The following is a 20,718-nucleotide window of genomic DNA, read 5'->3' as shown; positions in this document are numbered from 1 at the left end:
ATAGGAAATAATAATGACGAATATCTGGTCGCAAGTGCAAAAAGACACGCTAGTTTCACAACATTACGCTTATTTTGATACGGGAGCCGCGGCACCACCGCCCAAACCAGTAATAGACGCAGTAAAGCGCTATCTTGATAAAACCGCAGAGCAAGGGATTTATTTACCGAGCTTCCGCAAGCAAACTTATGAGCAAGTTGAAATTTGTCGAAAAAAGTTGGCCGCATTTATCGGAGCAAAGCCCAGTGAAATTGCATTTACCAAAAATGGTACAGAATCTATCAGTTTGATTGCTAGAGGTGTTTCTTGGAAAGCTGGCGATGAAGTGATAATCCCTGATACTGAGATGCTCAGCAATATTGCAATTTGGCAACTGTTAGCGCATGAAAAAGGAATAAAAATTATTAAGGTGAGTGCGGATAGCTATGGTGTCCTTTCACCTGAATCTATCGAGCAAGCGATAACCTCTAAGACAAAGCTCATCAGTTTCGTTGCGCTATCTAACATAACTGGGGTAATTCAACCTGTGCAGGCTATTTGTGAGATAGCCAGAAAGCATGGTGTACTTAGCCATATTAGTGCTTCACAAGCCATTGGAATGTATAACGTTAATGTTCAAAAATGGCAATGTGACTTTATGTCATCATGTGGCCGAAAAGGGTTGAGAGCTATAGAAGGCAGTGGCATTCTCTTTGTTCGTGAACCACTGGTCCCATCATTATCCCCCACACTGGTCGGTTGGTGGAATAGCTCAATTGACCCACAAACAGGGAACATTATTCTGCCTCAAACGGCAAAACGTTTTGAAGCGGGTTGCCCAAATATTCCGGCTATTATTAGTTTAGATTCGGCTTTAGACTATGCAGTAAATATCGGTATTGAGCAAATTGAGGAACGTAACCAAACACTTACTCAATATGCAATGCAGCAATTATCTCAACTTTTTGGTGTCGAAAATTATGGTCCTAATAATAGCCACCAGAGAATAGGAATAATTCCATTTAATATTAACGGAATTCCCTCTGATTTATTAATGCAAAAATTAGAAGCTAAAAATATCATTATTGAATCAGGTCACTTTATGGCAACCGCGATATTAGAGTTCTATCAAATAGAAAAAATGGCTCGCTTATCACTTCATTATTTTAATAGTGAAAAAGAGATTGATTTATTAATTAACTCAATAAAAGAAATCAAAAAGGAATATAGCAATGACTAATGCGTTATTAATGAGCAGCTCACGTATGGGGAATATGAATTATTTACAACATGCGGACGAACAAATCCATCGTTTATTACAACACAAAAAACAAAGTATTTTATTTATTCCTTATGCTGCAGTTACATTCAGTTTTGATGATTTTGAAGCGATTGTGAAACCAGTATTTAATGCTTTAGGTTATGAGTTAACATCAATTCATCACTTTAGCGACCCTGTTGCGGCAGTTAAACAAGCACAAGCGATTGCTATTGGTGGCGGAAATACCTTTGCTTTATTAAAACGCCTATATGATGCAAACATAGTAGAGCTGATTTCACAACGAGTTAAATACGAAAGCATTCCCTATATGGGATGGAGTGCAGGCAGTAATGTTGCAACACCGAGTATTCGCACCACCAATGATATGCCAATTATCCAACCCCCTACATTTAATGCACTGAATATTTGCCCATTTCAAATTAATCCGCATTTTATTTCTGGTAAACCGGTTGGCCATAATGGAGAAAGCCGTGAAGAGCGGTTAAATGAGTTTTTAACGATTAACCCCATGGAAGAGTTGATCGCACTGTATGAAGGTACTGCATTATTTATTGAAAACGACCATGGCACCATTTTAGGTGAGCAAAATGCCTTATGGTTACGGGGACCTAATAAGATTGAAGAAATTGCTACCAACAAGCCATTCAAATTAAATATGATTAAAGGAGTGCAATAATGTCTTTGAATTATCTAAGCCAAGTTTATGACTTATTAGACACCCCTGATGTTGATGGCGAAAAAATGGCAGCGCTACTTCATTCTGTTGGCTCAAGTGATGCCATCATCACTGTTATTTCTATTCCTTATGAATCCCCAGAGGATACGAGTAAGTTATGCCATTTTATAAAAGTATTGATCCCAGGCTCTGAGGGCAAACACCGTGGAGGCGCTTACCCGACTTTAGGCATTATCGGTCGTTTAGGTGCACAGCAGGCACAGCCGAGTCGTATTGGGATAGTTTCTGATGCAGATGGGTCAATTGTCGCTTTTGCCAGCGCGATGAAGTTGTTGGATATGGCAGCAAAGGGGCAAACCCTCAAAGGGGACGTAATAATTAGCTCTCATATCGCCACGCATGTTTCGATTACGCCTCATGACCCTGTCGATTTTATGGGAATGCCAGTTTCATCCAATACCATGAACCAATATGAAGTCGATAAACAGATGGATGCTATTTTATCCATCGATACATCAAAGGGAAACAGCATCATTAAGCAGCGAGGGATTGCTATTTCTCCCACGGCTAAGCAAGGCTATATTTTACGCGTCGCACCTGATTTAGTACGCTTACTGGAGTATGCAACAGGAGATGTGGCAAAGACGTTTCCTATCACCACACAAGACATTTCTCCTTATGATAACGGTGTTTATCACTTTAATTCTATAATGCAACCGCATATTGCAACACAGGCACCTGTTGTTGGCCTTGCCATTACGGCTAAGTCGATTGTTCCCGGCAGTGAAACAGGCGCAAGTTATGAAAGCGAGTTAATCGATGCCATGCGGTTTACTGTAGAAGTCGCTAAGCAATTTTGCTGGGATAAAATTCGATTTTATCAGCAAGATGAATATGAGAGGCTTTATGATTTATATGGTTCATTAGCGCAGATTCAGGGGTAACCTTCGAAAGTAAAAAGCCCACATTTGTGGGCTCTGTCATTCATAAATCACGCTGTACTAGCCTTCTACACTGACTTTTTTCTTCGTCATTATCATTGCAATAATTAACATTAAAATTAAGAAAATGGATAAGACTAATAGCAAGGAATAGAAGCCATTCCATTGGTATTTTTCAATGACGATTGACAATGGATACCCCGCGATTGATGCCCCTATATACGCAAACAAGCTAACAAACCCTGTTGATGCTCCTGCGGCATTTTTATGCGAGTTTTCAGCGGCTGCCATCGCAATCAAGAATTGAGGACCAAAAATGAAGAACCCGGTCATAAAGAATAAGAAAGAAAATACATATTCGTTATCAACAGGAACAATCCATAAACAGAATGACGTGATAATAATTCCGAGCGCATAAATAACATTCATTTGCGCACGGTTTCCTTTAAAGATTAAATCGGAGCCCCATCCTGCAACAATTGCACCAAAGAAACCGCCAATTTCAAACATCATGACGACAGCATTGGCCGACAATAAATTAAAACCGTGCTCTTCAATTAAATACAGGTTTGCCCAGTCATTTATCCCTGTTCTGACGATGTAAATCACCGCATATGATATAGCAAGAACCCATAATACTTTATTTTTAAAGATATATTCGTTCAATATTTTGCCTAAAGGTAAACCCGCCCCTTTGGCTTCATATTTTAATTCTTCAAGGTCATTTCGCCATTCACCAACCGTCGGCAAGCCCATTGTCCGAGGCCTATCACGTAATAAAATACATAATCCAATACCAATCACAATGGCAATAATTCCCGGTATGATCATCCCATAGCGCCAACCAAGGGCTAATGCGACACCGCCAGATAGAATTGGAATTATCGCGCCACCAATATTATGTGATGTATTCCAAATGGCCCACCAGAGCCCACGTTCATTACGTGAATACCATGTGTTAAGTATTTTTGCACAAGGCGGCCAACCCCAACCTTGGAAAAATGCATTTACCATCCACAACACGATAAACATACTGATTGAGGAGGTTAGCCCGAACAGGATGTTTACAACCCCTGTCGCTATCAAGCCAATCCCCATAAAATAACGTGGATTTGAACGGTCACCAATGATGCCAGAAAGGAATTTAGATGCCCCATAAGTCAGGTAAAATGCGGTTCCAACCATCCCTATATCGGCCTTTGTAATACCTAAATCAGTTAGCATTTCAGGCATAACAAAATTGAAGCTTTTGCGTGTGAAATAAAAAACGGCATAGCCAATATAACTGACAATCATTAAGTGTAATCGCCAGTATTTATATTTAGCGTCGATTTCAGATTTCGACATTGTTACTGGTATATCTGGTTGTTCTTTAAATATTGACATATTCAACCCCGGCTAAAAGTACAAGCAGGCAAAAATATGACAATAATTTAGTGGCAACAATAAGTAAAAACACCTAATTGTTACATTTTTATTACAGTTTTATTACAAAGTGTTACCTTCATCAAGAAATGAATATTTTTATCTCTTCCCTATAACATTCAAAAGAAAAATGAACTACCCAGTGTTATATAAGCTGTTTAGATGAAATAACATGAACCCCTTTAGTGGGGCTCACTGCGGATTCAAATAATGCCTTCGCAATATGTGTTGCAGGGCTAACTTGGCAACTGGCGGGCAATATAGATGATAGAAAAGAAATAATTCGTATCACAACGACTTCCCCCAAACGCGTATGTTCACGCTCACCACCAATCACATTCGGCCGAACCAAAGTTAAAGAATCAAAACCCAGTGACATTAAATCTTGTTCAAGCTGCCCTTTGACTCGGCTATAGAAAAATGGTGACTTCGCATTTGACCCCAACGCTGAAGTCAATACAAATGTTGGGCAACGCCATTTTTTGGCCAGCTGCGCACAGGTTAAAGGATAGGTGTAGTCTACTTGGCGAAATGCCGCCTTCGAGCCCGCCGCTTTGAGGGTTGAGCCCAGCGCACAAATCACAGCATCGACTTCCCATAATGCAGCCTCGTCAGGCAAATGATTAAAATCAACAATAGGTGCTTGTAATTTCTCATGTTCTACTAATGCATGTCGTGTTGGCGCTATCACCTGAGTCACACGAGAGTCTGCCAGAGCCAATGATAAAACATGGCTGCCCACAAGGCCTGTCGCACCTAAAAGTAATATTTTCATTTTATTCACCCATGCAATGAATGGAGAAATTCAATTATAGCCTTGTCAGTGGGGTTCCACTAGATTAATGCTGTTTTTTCGTACTAACTTAGTTTTTTGTGGCTCTTTTGTTGTTTGATTGTGAAAATTGCTTGATATTAGCAATCATTCTAAAGATAATCATTCTCAATATCATTTCGATTATCAACAAACTTAGTATGGTAAATAATATGACAGCCCCAGTTGCAGAAAATACCGTCGAAACGGCAAAACACACCGTAAAAACTGACGTGATAGAAAGCCAACAATTATTGGGCCCTGCCGGTAAGGTCTCAATTCAACATAATGGCGAGCTTTATCAATTGAGACAAACACGTACCGGTAAATTGATCTTAACTAAGTAAGCCATACCCAAAGTAAGTCGCACCAAAACTTAATTCGCAAGCCACCTAGAGCAGTTATCCAGGCAGCCAGCTTAATCTAAACATAGGAAAAGGTTTCTTATGGAGTTTAAACTGACGTCTGTATTCCACATTTGTACCGCTAAATATCGAATTAGCAAGGATAGCCACTCGATACTTTACTATCGCACAGCGGTCGCTTTCATGTGCAAAACCCTAAATAGTCCTGCTGAACACAAACCAGTAGTCTGCTATTACCTCAGCTTTATACTTTCATTATGTGTTTACTCCTCTTGCTATGTTCAGACACTACTTACATGCAATTTTTCCTGTGTCATACCGAATTCAGGTCCTCCAGACCAACGCATCGTCATCAATTAATACGAATTCACTCTGCTTAATACAGATAAAAACTATATGGAGTATCACAATTATGTCCCCTGTTTTGCGAATGTCAGTCCTGACCAGCGCCATCTTAGGCGTGATAGCAAGTGCTCAAGCACAAACGACAGAGCCAACACCCAAAAAAAACCATCATGATGTGATGACCGTTTATGCGACAGGTAGCGAACGAGACAGCTTCGAAACCCCGATGATGGTCACGGTGATCAAAAATAATTCACCTGAAACGCAAACGGCCAGCACCGTCAATGACATTTTACGCAAAGTTCCCGGAATTGGCGTCACGGGAACTAGCCGAGCGAATGGGCAAGATATTTATATGCGCGGGTTTGATCGACGCGGCATTTTGACTTTAGTTGATGGTATTCGCCAAGGCACAGATACAGGCCATGTCAATGGCACCTTTATCGACCCCGCACTGATTAAGCAAGTTGAAATCATCCGTGGCCCTTCAGCTTTGCTTTATGGCAGTGGTGCTATGGGCGGTGTGATTGCTTGGGAAACTGTTGATGCCAAAGACTTATTACGTGAAGGCCAAGACCACGGTTTCCGTGTCTTTACCGAAGCCGCTACCGGCGATCATAGCTTCGGTTTCGGTGGTAGCGCATTTGGACGTAGTGATAACCTTGATGGGTTATTCAGCTTTGTCACCAAAGAAACCGGTAATGTCCGCATGAGTAATGGCGATGACATGAAAAACAAAGAAACTATCGGTAACTTGCTCGCAAAAGGAACATGGCAAATCGATGATGCACAGAAATTATCAGGCCAAATGCGTTACTACAACAACGATGCCAATGAGCCTAAAAACCCGCAAGAAATTAATGTAGGGAGTGACAATCTAAAAGTTAACCGTACCACTCGCCAACGTGATGCTCAGATAACTTATCAAATTAAACCGGGCTCACTGGAATGGCTAAATTTTAAAGTCACGCCTTATTACTCCGATATTAATATCACGGCAAAAGGCCAAGGAACTCCCTATGAAGGTCGTACACAAAAAACTTATGGCATAAAAGCTGATAACCGCTCTAACTTTTATGACTTGCCATTAGCATCACACAACCTGACATACGGCAGTGAAGCTTATAAGCAAAAACAAACTCCTTATGCAAACACCACCCAATTCCCCGATGCGGACATCACCTTTGCATCCGGCTTTTTACAAGATGAAATTAGCCTAAAAGATTTACCTGTTTCCTTTATTGTCGGTACGCGCTATGACCATTATAAAGCCACATCGGATGGCAATGAAGATGTGAAAAAAGGTAAATGGTCATCTAAAGGTGCCGTTAGCATTACACCAACAGAGTGGTCAATGCTATTTGCGTCATATTCAGAAGCCTTCCGAGCCCCTTCTATGATGGAAATGTATAACGACGAGGTCCATTTCCAAATGGGGCCAATCGTTAATAGATGGAAGCCAAACCCTAATCTGAAACCTGAATCAACCCGTACTGCAGAATATGGTTTTGGTCTGCGTTTCGATGACTTATTGACGGATCGCGATAACCTGCAATTTAAAGCCAGCTATTTTGATACCAAAGCGAAAGATTACATAAACACATATGTGAATGTTGATAGATATGTTCTGCAAAATAACTACACAACATCAATCAATACTAAACGTGCCAAAATTTGGGGATGGGATGCCTCGATGGATTATAAAACAGACTATTTCAACTGGAGTTTGGCTTATAACCATACTGAAGGAAAAGATGAATCTAATGGAAAATCAATAACATCAATTAAACCTGATTCTGTCACCAGTAATCTGGCCGTGCCTATCTCAGACAGCGGTTTTTCCGTGGGCTGGTTAGGGGAATTTACGCGCCATACTGAATTCAATAAAGCCTCTAAAGCAGAGCAACAAGCGGGCTATGCCGTGCATGACTTCTACGTCAGCTACCAAGGTGACGGGCAACTCAAAGGGTTAGGAACCAGTGTCGTGTTAGGCAATGCTTTTGATAAAGAATATTACTCATCACAAGGCATTCCTCAAGATGGACGTAATGCCAAGCTGCTTGTCAGCTTCCAATGGTAATTCACACAATATTAAGGAGATAAACGTGAATTCAGCACTTTACGAGCGTTACCAACAAGCAAAAGCAGATAACAAAGCCAAATACGCTCGCGATCTCGCCGCTTATTTAAATGTATCTGAAGCTCAACTGCTGCATAGTCGTGTTGGCCACGACAAAGCGGTTCGTTTAAACGTCGATGCCCCCACTTTATTGACAGAATTAGCCACTGTTGGAAAAGTGAAAGCGATTACCCGTAACGAGTACGTGGTTCATGAGCAAGTTGGCCGTTATGACAATGCGACATTTAGCCCCCATGGCGGTTTGATTTTAAACCCTCGTGCCCTTGATTTACGGATGTTTTTCAGCCATTGGGACGCTATCTTTGCTTTGACAGAAGACAGCAAGCACGGTGAACGTCATAGTGTCCAATTCTTTGATAAACAAGGTGATGCACTACATAAAGTTTACACCACCGATGAAACGGACATGGCGGCATGGCAAGCACTGATTGAAAAATACGCTACGCCAGACAATGCCGAGTTAACCCACGAACCTGCGGCTGCATTTACTAATCAGCCCGTCAGCGAAGAACTGAAACAACAGTTAGAGCAAGAGTGGCGCAACATGACGGACGTTCACCAGTTCTTTGTTCTGCTCAAGAAAAACAACCTCAGCCGCCAGCAAGTTTTCGCTGCGGTTAGCGATGATTTAGCGTGGAAAGTGCCTAATGATTCCTTCAATCAGCTGATTAACACGGCGTTCAAAGATCAAAACGAAATTATGATTTTTGTGGGTAACCGCGGATGTGTGCAAATTTTTACTGGTGAAATCAAAAAAATCATGCCATATCAAAGTGAAGGTTCAGACTTAAAGTGGCTAAATATTTTCAACCCTGATTTCACCTTGCACATGATTGAAAATGGGATTGCCGAATGCTGGGTTACACGTAAACCAACACAAGATGGCCATGTAACTAGCCTTGAAGTCTTCGATAACCAAGGAAATCAAATCGCACAAATGTATGGGCAGCGTACGGAAGGGACTCCAGAGCAAGAGCAATGGCGCCAACAAGTCACCGCATTACCCCGCATTTAAAATAGGTAACTTATTATGAAACAATGGCTTCTAATCTTATCAACGCTGTTTATCTCTTTTGGTTCTTATGCAGCAGAACGTATCGTCACCTTAGGGGGTGATGTGACGGAAATTGTGTATGAACTCGGAGCACAGGAACAGCTCGTTGCCCGTGACAGCACCAGCCTTCACCCAGAGCAAGCCACCAAGCTCCCTGATGTAGGCTATATGCGTATGCTTAACGCAGAAGGCGTGCTGTCAATGCGCCCGACTTTAGTACTTGCGAGTGAGTTAGCCAAACCCTCAATGGCTCTCTCGCAAATCGAAAAAAGTGGCGTAAAAATTATTAAGGTGACAGGGAAACCCAGTTTAGAAGCCATTCCAGAAAAAATTACCACCATCGCTAACGTGGTCGGTAAAACAGAGCAAGGAAAGCAATTAGTTAATCAATTTAACCAACAGCTCAGCCAAGTAAATACAACTCCTATCGATAAAAAAGTCCTGTTCATTATGAGCCACGGTGGTGTTATGCCTTTAGCGGCAGGACGGCACACAGCGGCAGACAGCGTGATTAACGCAGTCGGTGCAAAAAATGCCATGAGCAGCTTCGACAGCTATCGTCCTCTATCCCAAGAAGGTTTGCTATCAAGCCAACCCGATTTAATCATTTTCACCAAAGAAGGGGTTAAATCATTAGGAGGAATAGAAAAAGTGTGGAAATTACAAGGAATGTCAATGACCCCCGCGGGGAAAAATAAAGCGCTTCTGGTTGTTGATGATGTCGGCATGCTCACCTTCAGTTTAGGTACGCCTGAAGTCATGAAACAACTACGTGAGGCATTAGAAAAATCCCAATGAGTCGCTTTAAAAACCCATTTTTGGTGATTATCGTTTTATTGTTCGCACTTGGTGGTTTAGTTCTCATCGCGTCGAATGCAGGCGCAATGAACTTTTCATTAAAAGCACTGTGGCAGGCATCTGCCACAGACTCGGATTGGCAGATATGGCTGAATATCCGCCTTCCTCGTGTGTTAATTGCCATTTTAGTCGGCCTTGCTTTGGCGGTGTCTGGTGCCATTATGCAAGGGTTATTTCGTAATCCTCTCGCAGATCCGAGCTTACTCGGTATCAGCAGCGGTGCAGCCCTATCCGTTGCTGCATTTATTGTTTTCTCGGTTTCATTACCTACCGTGATGCAAGGGTATGGCCATGTTGCTGCCGCTTTTATTGGTAGCCTAGCCGTTTCTTTTATTATTTTTAGCTTAAATCGCTCATCAAATGGCAACCTCGCAAAGTTACTTCTCGCAGGCATCGCTATCAATGCACTGTGCATGTCATTCATTGGCGTTCTTAGCTATATCAGCAATGACCAACAACTAAGAACATTCAGCTTATGGATGATGGGCACACTCGGTAATGTTGACTGGACGTCATTGACCATTGCAGCTTCAGTGATTCTGCCTATTTGTGCTATCTGTCTAATGCAGGGCGCTAAACTCAATATTCTGCAATTAGGTGATGAAGATGCACATTACCTTGGGCTTAATGTTGAACGAACCAAATTTATTTTATTATTCCTCAGTGCCATGTTAGTCGGTTGTGCTGTTGCTATGAGCGGCGTTATTGGTTTTGTTGGCCTCGTGGTTCCGCACCTCATTCGCATGACGCTCGGGCCTGATCATCGTTGGCTCATTCCAGGTTCAGCTATCGTCGGTGCGGGGTTATTACTCATTGCCGATACTGTCGCGAGGACTGCGGTTGCACCTGCTGAAATTCCTGTTGGTTTACTGACAGGTTTGATTGGTGGCCCCTACTTCTTATGGCTTATTTTACGCCAGCCTGCAGGGAGGATCTAAATATGCAAACAAAACCGTTCTTGTTAGAAGCCCAAAATTTATCGTATAAAATCAGTGAAAAAACGCTTATAGATAATGTGAGTTTATCTATTGAGCAAGGGGAATTCGTGGTGATTATTGGTCCCAATGGCGCAGGGAAATCCAGCCTATTAAAATTGCTAACAGGCTATAACACCCCAACTCATGGCGCATGTTTTATTGAGGGCCGAGCGATGGTTGACTGGGACCATAATGCATTAGCGCGAAAACGTGCCGTCATGAAACAACATAGTCACTTACAATTTGCTTTTACTGTTGAAGATGTCGTTGCGATGGGGAGAACCCCCTACGGCTCAGAGCACAAACACACCGCCATCGATGAAGCCTTATCACAAACCAGTTGCCAATCACTACGGCAGCGAGACTACCGCCAACTTTCAGGGGGGGAACAGCAACGCGTTCAATTGGCTCGAGTATTAGCGCAATTATGGCAACCCACAGCTCAACCCGCTTGTTTGTTTCTCGATGAACCCACTTCAGCGCTTGATTTATATCACCAACAACATAGCTTACGGCTACTACATCAACTTACACGTCAACGACCGTTAGGCGTTTGCTGTGTATTACATGACCTTAATCTAACCGCATTATATGCAGATAAAGTGTTATTAATTCATGATGGGAAGTTGGTCGCCCAAGGTTCCCCTACCGATGTTTTAACGACTGAAAACTTAACACGTTGGTACCAAGCTGACCTCGGTGTAACTCAACATCCTGAAAATAACACGCCTCACATTTATTTGCGTCACTAACTTAGGCTTAATAAGCACTTTATTTAACCCATTTTAAAGGTAAGGTGCTTTGTTATTTAGATCTTATTAAAAAATCATCAAGTCATATCTATTTTAATATTTAACTAATAGATTTAATAATCTTAATTTTTATATCAATAACCTTTACTCCCTTAGTGCACTTTAGTTAATAAAATAGTTATTAGCCTAAAAATGAGTAAAATCTATATAATCTATTAATAAAACCTTAAACTTCAAAAATAAATCTCAAGTACTTTCACTTAGAATACCTTGGCATCGCGTAGGTATTTCAAAGGGTTTACATGGAAAATAACATTATTGAAACATTAATTGAGTTAACACATCGTGGAAATGATGATGTTAAAATTGCAGCTATTTCAGCCTTAGGTGATTATAAAGTCACCGTTGAACAACAAAATGCAATCAACCGCTTACTTGAACTCTGTAAAGACCCTAATAGAGATGTCGCAGTGTCTGCAATAAAAGCATTAAGTAAACTCTCTGAACATTTTTAATCTAAAATCAATATCTTTCATTAATACTTTTTAAAACCAAAAGCTTTTAATTGAATCTCACCACCTCTCTAGTAGCTAACGGATGAATAGATAGTGGTATTTCCACTTGTTCATCCGTTAGCTCCCCTCCATATCAACCAACACTCATATTAGTTGTGTTTTTTGATATTAATAAACCATTTCTTTTAGTAGCATTCCCAACATTGAGATTAATATTTGAAAAAAATGAGTTTTAATTAGCTTATTTATTAATACCCATAAGTAGGATAATAAATGGATAGCAAAGTCATCAATACATTACTTGATTTAACAAAAAGAAAAAATGATGATGTGAAAATAGCCGCCATATCCGCTTTAGGTGATTGTAATATACGGCTAAAACAACATAGTACGATTAATCGGCTGCTTGAATTATGTAATGACCCAAATAAAGATGTCGCAATCAGTGCCATTAAAGCAATAAGCAAGCTCTCATACGGGGGCTTCGAATAGTGATTTAGTCTTATTATGGTAAAATTATAGAAATAGTTAGGTGAAACCAATTATTGGTCCCACCTAGTTATATTTAGCGATTATCGTTTAAATAGCGTGCATGAAATGCAATATGCTCACCAATAAAGCTACTAATAAAGTAGTAGCTGTGATCATAGCCATCACGTAGATTCAATCGATATTCAAATTGCTTTTTGTCACAAACACCAGCAAATAACTCAGGTTTTAATTGCTCTTGATAAAAAGGATCCGCAGTGCCTACATCCACTAAAATAGGTGGGATAGCCTCAGATTTTTCAATCAGTTCAACTGTATCATATTGGGACCAACTACTCGTCTCTTCCCCCAAATAAGCCGTAAAGGCTTTTCGTCCCCAAGGAACTTGGGTTGGCGCAACAATCGGAGAAAATGCAGATAAACTACAATATCGACCTGGGTTACGTAAGCCAATCATTAAAGCCCCATGCCCTCCCATTGAATGGCCAAAAATAGAGCGTTTATCCGTTACAGGCAAATGCGTTTCAACTAAAGCAGGTAACTCAGATACGATATAATCATACATTTTGTAATGATTGCGCCATGGCGCTTGCTGAGCATTCACATAAAAACCTGCACCTTGCCCTAAATCATATGCCTCGTCATCAGCGACCTCAGCACCACGAGGGCTGGTATCTGGTGCAATTAAGATCACGCCATATTCTGCCGCAAATTGTTGGGCTCCCGCCTTAGTGATAAAGTTTTGTTCATTACAGGTTAACCCTGATAACCAATAAATCACTGGGCAAGGCGCTGTTTTCGCTTGTGGCGGTAGGTAGACGGCAAACTTCATTTCACAGCCGAGTACGGTGGATTGATGTTGATAAACATCCTGCCAGCCCCCAAAGCACGCATGGCGTTCAATTCTCTCCATCAAAGACTCCTTAATCATAGTGAATAACGGTGCGGATTGATTTACCTTCATGCATTAAATCAAATGCGTCATTAATACTCTCTAATGGCAATGTGTGCGTCACAAATGGAGACAGCTCAATATCGCCCTTCATAGCATCTTCAACCATTTTTGGTAATTGACTACGACCTTTCACACCACCAAATGCCGTGCCGCGCCATGATCGCCCTGTTACTAATTGGAATGGGCGAGTTGAGATCTCTTGCCCAGCCCCTGCGACACCAATAATAATTGATTGGCCCCATCCTCGATGTGCACTTTCAAGTGCTGCACGCATAACATTAACATTACCAATACATTCAAAGGTATGATCAACTCCCCACTGGGTTTTCTCAATCAACACTTGTTGAATCGGCTTATCAAAGTCATTAGGATCCAAACATTCTGTCGCACCAAATTGACGCGCTAATTCAAACTTAGACGGGTTAGTATCAATGGCAATAATACGGCCAGCTTTTGCTTGTCTTGCCCCTTGAATAACCGCGAGACCTATCCCACCTAGCCCAAAAACAGCAACAGAGTCGCCTTCTTGTACTTTAGCCGTATTATGTACAGCACCAATACCCGTGGTCACACCACAACCTAACAAGCACACTTCTTCATGATTAGCTTGAGGGTTAATTTTCGCCAAAGAAACTTCAGCAACCACCGTATATTCGCTGAATGTTGAACAGCCCATATAATGGTAAACCGGCTGCCCATTATAAGAAAAACGGGTTGTCCCATCTGGCATCACACCTTTACCTTGTGTTTCCCTAACAGAGACACATAAGTTTGTTTTACCTGATTCACAAAAAACACATTTTCCACACTCTGCCGTATAAAGAGGAATGACATGGTCACCCACGCTAACGCTGGTAACACCTTCCCCGACTTCCACAACAACACCTGCACCTTCATGTCCTAATACCACAGGAAATAAGCCTTCAGGATCATCACCTGACAATGTAAAAGCGTCAGTATGGCAAACACCTGTATGGCTAATCTTAACTAACACTTCCCCGGCTTTTGGTGGCATGACATCAATTTCGACAATTTTTAATGGCTCACCAGGGCCAAATGCGACTGCTGCACGTGATTTCATCGTTATTCCTTCTTTTTACCGCAAATATGTTCGAATTAATGAGATAGCGTCGTCTACAGAGTCTTTTTGCAACTGTGTTGTCGCAGACTCCTGAAGCCCTTCTCGTAAATGACTCTCTAATACCCCAGCCATCAAGCCATTAACTGCACCGCGAATAGCAGCAATTTGTTGTAAAATGGCTGCACATTCAACTTCATCTTCCAAGGCCGACTCCAAGGCAAGCAATTGCCCTTTCAACTTTCTGACCCGTGTAAGGACTGCTTTTTTTTCTTTTGGGGAATGTGGCATATTTAAGCCCCTTTGATATACATAGGGGGAGTATAGTATTAGTCAGATTATCTGTACAGAATTCCTTATTTTTATGACCAAAAAAGACAAAATAATACCCAGTGGAAAAGTGAAACAGTAAAACACCAATATCAAGCTTTACTGTCTCCAATTAGGAATAGATCAACGCTACAACAAGTTGAAGTATTTATCTGGTTGGTACTGAGGGGGAAGTGGTTTAATATCTAACATATCCAATGCATTACGTTCAATACTATTACAAATGGCATTAAGCGGTAAATCATTTGCAGCAATCCCAAACGGGTCTTCAAGTTCCTCCGCTAATGCATCCCACGCTAAGAAGGTATAAGAAATAAAAACAGACACAAATGGCGTCATAAAATGCAAGTCAACGACCAACGCAAAAGGAAGTAATGAACAAAATAAGTAGACTGTTCGCTGCAAAATGAGTGTATAAGCAAATGGGATCGGTGTATTCGAAATCCGCTCACAGCCACCAAGTACCTCCGATAGCGCATTAATATCTTTATTAATGGCTTGAAAGAGCACATCACTGATGACTTTTTTATCGCGTAATTCCCCCACCTTTAGGCCAATCTGCAATAATATTCGGCTAGTGGGAAACGGACTTTGGATAACTTCATCAAAAATAGCTCGGGGTAGCAACCTATACAAATCAATGACTGGGCTGGTTTTTCTTAATTCATGTTTAAGGCTCCAACCAAAAGCGATCAATAAATTAGCAAATTCCTTTTGAGCTGATGGGTCATTGGGTAATAATCCTTTAATATTTCTTAGAATATTTCTTTGGTTGATCAATAACGAAGCCCAAAGCGTCCTAGCCTCAATCAAGCGGCTATAACATGCGTTATTACGAAAACCTAGGAATATTGCGATAGCAATCCCTAGCAAACTAAAAGGGGCTATCGTTAAGTGTATACCTAATCGTTCGTACCATTGAAAACTGAGTACAGCCACGATGGATATCATTATATTTAGAGAAAGCCGAAATGTTATTTTTGACAGTACAGAACCATGCCAGTCAAATAACCGAAAAAACCAGTGTTGATGAGGGCGAATAACCATAAGAATACATATTGTGTTAAGAAAACGACATTAACTTATTATTTCATTGATTAATTCAATACGCTAGCGCCAAACAAAAATTAAAGTGAAAGTTACTCTAATTATAACAAGCTGCAATAGTGCTAAATTCATCCAACACGGTTTTATTCTATAAATAATATTGGGTTTTAATATTACCTATTACATTATTTTTTAGCGGCTTTTAAGCGTTCGATTTCATCTTGTAACGCCTCTATCTGCTGCTCTAAATGATCAGTTTCAGTAAAACTATATCGATGATTTAGTTTAGTTGGGCCTGTCGCTCCAGAATAATGGTCATAGCAGTTATTTTGTACATTTGAAATCGCACGCTCTAATCCTGCAACCCTATTTCGATTCCCATGCATTTTGGCATATTTTAGTTGTTTTTCTAGTTGATAGATTTTTTTATCACAACCATAGTATTTATAACTTGCTTGAGCGGATACTGGAATAATCAGTGTTGATAAAATTATTAACAGTATTTTTTTCATATTACATTCCTAATTCAAGAAATAATTTACCAGTAACTATTTCATCACTTTGACACATTATTAATATAGGTAAGCTCCTAATTTAGCTTAAGCAAGATAAATATAACGAGCAATTCAAGTAAACCAACTAAAAATGATAACCGTAATTTATTATTAACATAGGAAAGCAAATGAAATCATTTTTTCACATGATTTATTACAGACAGACATATTTTTCCCTGATACTTTACAGCTAAAGGATTTCTCTACAAGGATGTAGCCCGTTTTTTGTATTTCAATAGATTGATAATACATGTTTTACTGAGTCGCCCATAAAAAAACATATCAGTTTAATTAATCCATAACTCACATTTTACCGTTTATACGGCTGGAATTATTCATTTATATTTATTTCCATCAAAAACACTTATTTAAATTGTCGGAATTTATTACTTTCGATGAAACCTGATTCAGAATAGGTCGAAACGTTCTTCCCCTGTCATATTTATTTTGCGACGATTAACTTAGTATGGATATACTCTTTGATTAAAAGAAGATCACATCAAATGAGAGTCGCATGCATCACACTGAATTCGAACTCACGTTCTCAAATGCTAACGAACAACAATTTCATATCGCATTAAAACAAGCAAGTCAGGAATATCTGCAAGCTAAACAAGATCATGTGTATGCCAGCCTAGCTGACCTTACTATAATTGGGGTCTTATTTATTGTTGCCCTTCTGAGTTATCTTCCAACACTCATGACAACATCTACCTCAATTTACATATTGTCCTATTTTGTATTTGTTTTACTTATCATGTTATTAAATGTAATTGGCCAGCACGATGCCTGCCACAATACCCTATTTAAATCAGGCTGGAAAAATCGGTTATTTGGCCGTTTGGTGACATTGCCATTAGGCTTAGAACCGGAGTTTTGGCGTACACGTCACGTTCATTATCACCATCACTACGCCAACATCGAACATTACGATTTAGACACTGAAGAAAATGGTATATTCCGCCAAACGCCATTTCAACGGTGGCGGCCTTTTATGAAATATCAGCATATTTATTGGCCTTTCATTGCATCGTTGTCACTCACATGGATAGCTCTCGTATTTGATTGGTCCGATAGGACTGGGAAAACACGCTTAAAGACGCAGAAAGTACTCGAGGGTAAACTGGGCTGGGGGCTATTTTTAGGCAGCAAAATATGCCATTTAATACTGATGCTCGGCCTCCCGTTGTTCGTAGCTCATAGCCATGGGATCAGCTTAGCAACAATATTTATCACTTACTTATTGAGCCAAATGGTCGCATCCATTTTTGTAATTTATTTATTACTAGGCACACATTGGGCAGAGACACAGTTTTTCACTGCGCCTGAAGATAAACAAATTCAGCATGGCTGGTACCACCATAATTTTGTCACGGCTTGTGACTGGCTACCTACCCCCCATTATTTATGGCGTTTAACAGGGGGATTAAGCTACCACCTTACACATCATATTTTTCCTCATTGGCATCATCGTCACTACCCTGCTTTAGCTCAAATTTTAGCTAAGCTGGCGCAACAATATGATATGCCATACCGCTGTATTGATTACAAACAACTCGTTGCGGCTCAAATACGATTCCTAAAAAAAATGGGGCAACCGCCATTACAGTAAGAATATTAGTCATTTTGAAAATAATAACCTTCTCAAGTATTATCTCTGAGCCCATGGGTTTAGAGATAATATCTAAATAAATCCTTAAGGTTTATCTTCCTTGCCTTTGTTACACTTTAAATAGCAATTCCCACATTATTAATGTCGAATAATTAAAACAATCGATTGAATTATTGATATAAAAGCAGACAGATACCCGGCTATTATTAACAAAATGACCGTTATTTATCTTTTGTTTACTATTTATTGATTAAGAGATTATTAAATTGGTCGTTACATTTATTGATGCTTTATTTAAGTTATAAAAAATATAATCAAATAAAAATTAGATTTCATTTACACACTACAATATTAGAATGGTTGGTGCTCGCATGAAAAAAGCAGAGTATTTTATAAAAAAATTACGTACACTCATTATGAGTGATAATATCTATCTCTCTAATAAATTTACTAAAAAACTCAATTATCGCCCTGACTTTAAAGCACCAAAAAGCTTTAATGAGAAGGTCAACTTTAGAATGCTACGAGATAAAAATCCATTATATTCACAATTTGCGGATAAACTCACCGTTAGAGAGTATATTTCCCGAACAATAGGAAATGAATATTTAGTTCCTATTATAGCTACTTATAAAAATGTCGATGAAATTGATATAAATAAACTGCCAGAGCGTTTTGTTTTAAAATGCAATCATGATAGTGGCAGTAGCATTATTTGTCGCAATAAAGCGCAATTTGATTGGCCAAAAGCTAAAAGCAAATTGGATTTTCACTTAACTAAAAATCTTTACTATATTACTCGAGAGCGCCATTATAAAACGATTCCCGCACAGATTATGTGTGAAGAATATATTGATTTATTCGCTAATAAAAACCGAAAGTTAGTGCCTGAAACATGCAGGATCCACTGCTTCTCTGGCAAGCCTGTCTATGCAGAGATTGACTACTCCGATGAATTTGGCAATGAATTTATTAATATTTACGATACCAACTGGCAATTGCAACCCGTGACTTTTGGTTATCCAAACATGATGGAACCCGTATCTGAGCCACCATTATTCAAAGAAATGTTACGGTTAGCAGAAATACTCGTCACACCCTTTGATTATTGCCGAGCTGATTTTTTGATGTCTGATGAAAATACGTTGTATTTCAGTGAACTCACTTTCGCCCCAAATGCAGGCAGAACAGAAATATCACCGCTGTCATGGGATTTCAAATTGGGAGAACTTTGGGAACAACGTATTGTACGTAACACAAGACATTTACCCATCGAAGCACAACTTGCACCTTCAGCTGCAAGTAAAAAGAAATAATTAAAACGTAAAAAAGGCTCTGAGATAACTCACAGAGCCTTTTATTCATCAGTTTTATGTCGACAAAATTAATTTGCTAACACACTGGCTTTGCGGCGTAAGCTAGCAATTAACATATAAATTGCAGTCACTAACAGCACAATAAAGAAGAAATTCACTAACCCATTATATTGGCCTAAAAACGTCCCCGCAGCGATAGGTCCCATCGCTGAACCAATACTGTAACTAAACAGCATCACTTGGGTTGCAGCAACAATATAGGAGGAGTCTAAGCCATCACACGCTAACGTTATCGCTACAGGGTATAAGGCAAAAGTTGACATACCGAGTAACGCTAAAGCGACAATCATCACCAAGTAGTCACTCGAAATATAAATAACCCCCATAGCAAAAACACCTAATAATGAAACCATGGCAAGCAATAAGGTTTTACTCATTAAAATAGATAATTTGCTAACAACTGGCTGTATTAACATCCCACCAAGAATAATTGAAGCCATCAACACCCCCACTTGGTCGGTGGTGAACTGGTCTTTTTTCAATGATAACGGCATTAACCCATAGATAGTCCCCATGGTAATACCAGAAACCATACAACCAATAATTGCAGGTTTACTTAAACGAGCAATTTTCTTCAATGACAATTTTTGATGTGAACCACTATCTGGCTGGCCTTGACGTACCAATAACGGTGGCATTACCGCTAATAATAATAACCCTAATACCACCATAAACGGATAGGCACCATGGGTTCCAATGACACCAATAGCAAGCTGCCCAAGCGTTGTTCCGCCATACAATGACGTCATATAAAAACTTAAACGTTTAGCGCGCTCTTTCGGGTTATCACCAATCAATAACCAAGATTCGACAACCACAAAAATACCCGCTACTGCTACCCCCGCAATTAAGCGGTTCGGTAACCAAGATTCAATGGTCGGTGCCCATGGCAGTACGATAACTGTCGCGGCAAGCATCAATAAGAAACCTATAAATGCAAGGCGATGGCCTATTTTGGCAATAACTGGTTCAATTAACATTGAGCCAATTAATAGACCAATATAATACGCGCTCGCTAACCAGCCCGCATATTGCGTATCAATACCAAAGCTTCCCATCGATAATGGGATTAAGCTCATTAAATAACCCGATGCAATAGCAAAAATCGTTAACCCTGCAACAGGAACGAATGCATTGTCGCGTTTGCGCATGATAGT

The 20,718-nt window shown here is 40.0% G+C and carries 21 protein-coding genes; 13 read left to right on the top strand and 8 right to left on the bottom strand.

Annotated elements, in window-relative coordinates; translation table 11 throughout:
- Positions 1 to 13: 13 nt before the first annotated feature.
- Genes PSF67_RS17575 through PSF67_RS17565 form a run of 3 tightly spaced genes read left to right on the top strand, consistent with a single transcriptional unit; the run spans position 14 to position 2,881 of the window.
- Positions 14 to 1,219 (top strand): aminotransferase class V-fold PLP-dependent enzyme, encoded by a 1,206-nt coding sequence (locus PSF67_RS17575; RefSeq protein WP_272677339.1) that lies wholly within the window; start codon positions 14 to 16, stop codon positions 1,217 to 1,219.
- On the top strand, positions 1,212 to 1,937 hold the full coding sequence (gene pepE / locus PSF67_RS17570) for a dipeptidase PepE (protein ID WP_210844667.1): 726 nt from the start codon (positions 1,212 to 1,214) through the stop codon (positions 1,935 to 1,937). The genes PSF67_RS17575 and pepE overlap by 8 nt, the downstream gene beginning before the upstream one ends.
- Complete coding sequence (locus PSF67_RS17565) at positions 1,937 to 2,881, top strand: DUF1177 domain-containing protein (protein ID WP_195697507.1); 945 nt, start codon at positions 1,937 to 1,939, stop codon at positions 2,879 to 2,881. Before pepE ends, PSF67_RS17565 begins: the two co-directional genes overlap by 1 nt.
- A 57-nt stretch (positions 2,882 to 2,938) precedes the next feature.
- On the opposite strand, the gene uhpC is transcribed toward PSF67_RS17565, so the two are convergent.
- Complete coding sequence (uhpC, locus tag PSF67_RS17560; protein WP_164455324.1) at positions 2,939 to 4,264, bottom strand: MFS transporter family glucose-6-phosphate receptor UhpC; 1,326 nt, start codon at positions 4,262 to 4,264, stop codon at positions 2,939 to 2,941.
- A gap of 184 nt (positions 4,265 to 4,448) precedes the next feature.
- A complete protein-coding gene (locus PSF67_RS17555; protein ID WP_195697509.1) occupies positions 4,449 to 5,078 on the bottom strand; it encodes an NAD(P)H-binding protein in 630 nt (209 codons plus the stop codon).
- A gap of 209 nt (positions 5,079 to 5,287) precedes the next feature.
- On the opposite strand from PSF67_RS17555, the gene hemP reads away from it, so the two are divergent.
- The 8 genes from hemP to PSF67_RS17515 all read left to right on the top strand — a co-directional run bounded on the left by hemP (position 5,288) and on the right by PSF67_RS17515 (position 12,612).
- Positions 5,288 to 5,461 (top strand): hemin uptake protein HemP, encoded by a 174-nt coding sequence (gene hemP, locus PSF67_RS17550; RefSeq protein WP_229597470.1) that lies wholly within the window; start codon positions 5,288 to 5,290, stop codon positions 5,459 to 5,461.
- 430 nt (positions 5,462 to 5,891) lie between these two features.
- Positions 5,892 to 7,904 (top strand): TonB-dependent hemoglobin/transferrin/lactoferrin family receptor, encoded by a 2,013-nt coding sequence (locus tag PSF67_RS17545; protein WP_272677336.1) that lies wholly within the window; start codon positions 5,892 to 5,894, stop codon positions 7,902 to 7,904.
- 25 nt (positions 7,905 to 7,929) lie between these two features.
- Positions 7,930 to 8,979, top strand: a complete 1,050-nt coding sequence (locus tag PSF67_RS17540) for a hemin-degrading factor (protein ID WP_166267934.1) — start codon at positions 7,930 to 7,932, stop codon at positions 8,977 to 8,979.
- 15 nt (positions 8,980 to 8,994) lie between these two features.
- A complete protein-coding gene (locus PSF67_RS17535) occupies positions 8,995 to 9,816 on the top strand; it encodes a heme/hemin ABC transporter substrate-binding protein (protein WP_102137460.1) in 822 nt (273 codons plus the stop codon).
- The gene (locus tag PSF67_RS17530) at positions 9,813 to 10,814 is read left to right on the top strand and encodes a FecCD family ABC transporter permease (protein WP_102137459.1); all 1,002 of its coding nucleotides are present in this window, start codon (positions 9,813 to 9,815) and stop codon (positions 10,812 to 10,814) included. Before PSF67_RS17535 ends, PSF67_RS17530 begins: the two co-directional genes overlap by 4 nt.
- 2 nt (positions 10,815 to 10,816) lie before the next feature.
- A complete protein-coding gene (locus PSF67_RS17525; RefSeq protein WP_232368237.1) occupies positions 10,817 to 11,605 on the top strand; it encodes a heme ABC transporter ATP-binding protein in 789 nt (262 codons plus the stop codon).
- A 302-nt stretch (positions 11,606 to 11,907) separates the two neighbouring features.
- Positions 11,908 to 12,120 carry a HEAT repeat domain-containing protein gene (locus tag PSF67_RS17520; protein WP_102137457.1) on the top strand — a complete coding sequence of 71 codons (213 nt, stop codon included), beginning with the start codon at positions 11,908 to 11,910 and terminating at the stop codon, positions 12,118 to 12,120.
- 273 nt (positions 12,121 to 12,393) lie between these two features.
- Positions 12,394 to 12,612: a HEAT repeat domain-containing protein gene (locus PSF67_RS17515; RefSeq protein WP_102137456.1), complete on the top strand. Its 219-nt coding sequence runs from the start codon at positions 12,394 to 12,396 to the stop codon at positions 12,610 to 12,612.
- A gap of 73 nt (positions 12,613 to 12,685) precedes the next feature.
- Here the strand turns inward: PSF67_RS17515 and fghA are convergent, their stop codons facing one another.
- The 5 genes from fghA to PSF67_RS17490 all read right to left on the bottom strand — a co-directional run bounded on the left by fghA (position 12,686) and on the right by PSF67_RS17490 (position 16,531).
- Positions 12,686 to 13,522, bottom strand: a complete 837-nt coding sequence (gene fghA, locus PSF67_RS17510; protein WP_195697512.1) for an S-formylglutathione hydrolase — start codon at positions 13,520 to 13,522, stop codon at positions 12,686 to 12,688.
- 10 nt (positions 13,523 to 13,532) lie between these two features.
- Entirely contained in the window at positions 13,533 to 14,645 is a 1,113-nt protein-coding gene (locus PSF67_RS17505) for an S-(hydroxymethyl)glutathione dehydrogenase/class III alcohol dehydrogenase (protein ID WP_102137454.1), read from the bottom strand.
- 15 nt (positions 14,646 to 14,660) lie between these two features.
- The gene (frmR, locus tag PSF67_RS17500; protein ID WP_004261729.1) at positions 14,661 to 14,933 is read right to left on the bottom strand and encodes a formaldehyde-responsive transcriptional repressor FrmR; all 273 of its coding nucleotides are present in this window, start codon (positions 14,931 to 14,933) and stop codon (positions 14,661 to 14,663) included.
- Between the two features lie 168 nt (positions 14,934 to 15,101).
- Positions 15,102 to 16,019: a bestrophin family protein gene (locus tag PSF67_RS17495; RefSeq protein WP_102137453.1), complete on the bottom strand. Its 918-nt coding sequence runs from the start codon at positions 16,017 to 16,019 to the stop codon at positions 15,102 to 15,104.
- A gap of 185 nt (positions 16,020 to 16,204) precedes the next feature.
- Positions 16,205 to 16,531: a DUF1090 family protein gene (locus PSF67_RS17490; protein WP_102137452.1), complete on the bottom strand. Its 327-nt coding sequence runs from the start codon at positions 16,529 to 16,531 to the stop codon at positions 16,205 to 16,207.
- Positions 16,532 to 17,087: 556 nt separating this feature from the next.
- Here PSF67_RS17490 and PSF67_RS17485 point away from each other — a divergent pair.
- Positions 17,088 to 18,185: a fatty acid desaturase family protein gene (locus PSF67_RS17485; RefSeq protein WP_272677335.1), complete on the top strand. Its 1,098-nt coding sequence runs from the start codon at positions 17,088 to 17,090 to the stop codon at positions 18,183 to 18,185.
- Between the two features lie 371 nt (positions 18,186 to 18,556).
- Entirely contained in the window at positions 18,557 to 19,501 is a 945-nt protein-coding gene (locus tag PSF67_RS17480) for an ATP-grasp fold amidoligase family protein (protein WP_102137450.1), read from the top strand.
- Between the two features lie 68 nt (positions 19,502 to 19,569).
- Here the strand turns inward: PSF67_RS17480 and PSF67_RS17475 are convergent, their stop codons facing one another.
- On the bottom strand, positions 19,570 to 20,712 hold the full coding sequence (locus tag PSF67_RS17475; protein WP_102137449.1) for an MFS transporter: 1,143 nt from the start codon (positions 20,710 to 20,712) through the stop codon (positions 19,570 to 19,572).
- Positions 20,713 to 20,718 lie beyond the last annotated feature (6 nt).

Origin of the sequence: Providencia sp. PROV076 (assembly GCF_028483405.1) — a bacterium.
Classification (GTDB): Bacteria; Pseudomonadota; Gammaproteobacteria; order Enterobacterales; family Enterobacteriaceae; genus Providencia; species Providencia huaxiensis.
This window is presented reverse-complemented; position numbering and strand designations above follow the sequence as displayed.

What these genes read in the sequence shown, in the direction of transcription:
- PSF67_RS17575 (WP_272677339.1), top strand. Translation starts at nt 14, where the DNA reads ATGACGAATATCTGGTCGCAAGTGCAAAAAGACACGCTAGTTTCACAA.
- pepE (WP_210844667.1), top strand. Translation starts at nt 1,212, where the DNA reads ATGACTAATGCGTTATTAATGAGCAGCTCACGTATGGGGAATATGAAT.
- PSF67_RS17565 (WP_195697507.1), top strand. Translation starts at nt 1,937, where the DNA reads ATGTCTTTGAATTATCTAAGCCAAGTTTATGACTTATTAGACACCCCT.
- uhpC (WP_164455324.1), bottom strand. Translation starts at nt 4,264, where the DNA reads ATGTCAATATTTAAAGAACAACCAGATATACCAGTAACAATGTCGAAA.
- PSF67_RS17555 (WP_195697509.1), bottom strand. Translation starts at nt 5,078, where the DNA reads ATGAAAATATTACTTTTAGGTGCGACAGGCCTTGTGGGCAGCCATGTT.
- hemP (WP_229597470.1), top strand. Translation starts at nt 5,288, where the DNA reads ATGACAGCCCCAGTTGCAGAAAATACCGTCGAAACGGCAAAACACACC.
- PSF67_RS17545 (WP_272677336.1), top strand. Translation starts at nt 5,892, where the DNA reads ATGTCCCCTGTTTTGCGAATGTCAGTCCTGACCAGCGCCATCTTAGGC.
- PSF67_RS17535 (WP_102137460.1), top strand. Translation starts at nt 8,995, where the DNA reads ATGAAACAATGGCTTCTAATCTTATCAACGCTGTTTATCTCTTTTGGT.
- PSF67_RS17530 (WP_102137459.1), top strand. Translation starts at nt 9,813, where the DNA reads ATGAGTCGCTTTAAAAACCCATTTTTGGTGATTATCGTTTTATTGTTC.
- PSF67_RS17525 (WP_232368237.1), top strand. Translation starts at nt 10,817, where the DNA reads ATGCAAACAAAACCGTTCTTGTTAGAAGCCCAAAATTTATCGTATAAA.
- PSF67_RS17520 (WP_102137457.1), top strand. Translation starts at nt 11,908, where the DNA reads ATGGAAAATAACATTATTGAAACATTAATTGAGTTAACACATCGTGGA.
- PSF67_RS17515 (WP_102137456.1), top strand. Translation starts at nt 12,394, where the DNA reads ATGGATAGCAAAGTCATCAATACATTACTTGATTTAACAAAAAGAAAA.
- fghA (WP_195697512.1), bottom strand. Translation starts at nt 13,522, where the DNA reads ATGGAGAGAATTGAACGCCATGCGTGCTTTGGGGGCTGGCAGGATGTT.
- PSF67_RS17505 (WP_102137454.1), bottom strand. Translation starts at nt 14,645, where the DNA reads ATGAAATCACGTGCAGCAGTCGCATTTGGCCCTGGTGAGCCATTAAAA.
- frmR (WP_004261729.1), bottom strand. Translation starts at nt 14,933, where the DNA reads ATGCCACATTCCCCAAAAGAAAAAAAAGCAGTCCTTACACGGGTCAGA.
- PSF67_RS17495 (WP_102137453.1), bottom strand. Translation starts at nt 16,019, where the DNA reads ATGGTTATTCGCCCTCATCAACACTGGTTTTTTCGGTTATTTGACTGG.
- PSF67_RS17490 (WP_102137452.1), bottom strand. Translation starts at nt 16,531, where the DNA reads ATGAAAAAAATACTGTTAATAATTTTATCAACACTGATTATTCCAGTA.
- PSF67_RS17485 (WP_272677335.1), top strand. Translation starts at nt 17,088, where the DNA reads ATGCATCACACTGAATTCGAACTCACGTTCTCAAATGCTAACGAACAA.
- PSF67_RS17480 (WP_102137450.1), top strand. Translation starts at nt 18,557, where the DNA reads ATGAAAAAAGCAGAGTATTTTATAAAAAAATTACGTACACTCATTATG.
- PSF67_RS17475 (WP_102137449.1), bottom strand. Translation starts at nt 20,712, where the DNA reads ATGCGCAAACGCGACAATGCATTCGTTCCTGTTGCAGGGTTAACGATT.